The organism is Enhygromyxa salina (genome assembly GCF_002994635.1).
Classification (GTDB): domain Bacteria; phylum Myxococcota_A; class Polyangia; order Nannocystales; family Nannocystaceae; genus Plesiocystis; species Plesiocystis salina_B.
Genome location: NZ_PVNL01000152.1, coordinates 1 through 772 on the forward strand (window position 1 = coordinate 1; position 772 = coordinate 772).

The 772-nt window shown below is 69.2% G+C and carries 1 protein-coding gene; it reads right to left on the reverse strand.

The annotated features are described in order from the left end of the window. On the reverse strand, positions 1–772 hold a 772-nt coding region (locus ENSA7_RS44845), incomplete at both ends, for a hypothetical protein (protein ID WP_181234629.1).

A 772-nucleotide genomic window follows, 5' to 3' on the forward strand; every position in this document is an offset into this window, starting at 1 on the left:
CGCGTGAGCGCGGCGCCAAGTGACGCGGACGGATACGCGCTCTCGAGCACGTTGAACAAGGTGCGCGCGTAGGTCTGCCGGACCGTCTCCGCGTCTGCGCCCGGGATGTCATCGGGCGGTGTGACGCGGCGGTTGACGAGCATCGCGTCCCACTGAGCGATGCTCCACGCAGCCGTGTCGGCGAGCTCGGTGATCGTGACGTCGTTGCGCTCCGCCTGAAGTGCGGCGAGGGTCGGCAGGTGGGCGCCGACCAAGGTCGCGGCTTGGACCGTGAACTTCAGCTGCGGGACCTCGGAGGCGAGGCTCGACGCCGCGGCGACCGTCCAAAATTCGTCGATCGGGCCCTCGTGTGTGAGCCAGAGCTGCGCGAAGGTTCGCTGGTGCGACTCCGACAAGCCTGCGGTGTCGAGGAGCGCCTGCTGACTGACGCCTGCGACCAGGCGAACGAGTTCAGCGTCGACCACGAGCTCGCGCATCACCGCGAGCGTTTCAGTAAGTTCAGCCTCCTGTGCCGTCGCGGAGCCATCGCCGGGGAGAGGAAGCCGCCGCTCAGCCCACGCGCCACGCATGGCGTTTGTCCACGCGCGCTCGCCAGCCCGGAGCAGACCGAGCAGATCAGCCGGCAGGCCCGCGCGCAAGAACGCGTAGAAGCTCTGCGGCTTGATCATGCGGTCGTCCGCGAGCCGGTGCGCTTGCACGTAGGCCGCGAGGTGTGTGGAGGGCACGTCGGCCCGCCGCGCGAGCCACTCGAGCCGATCCACCGGGACATCCT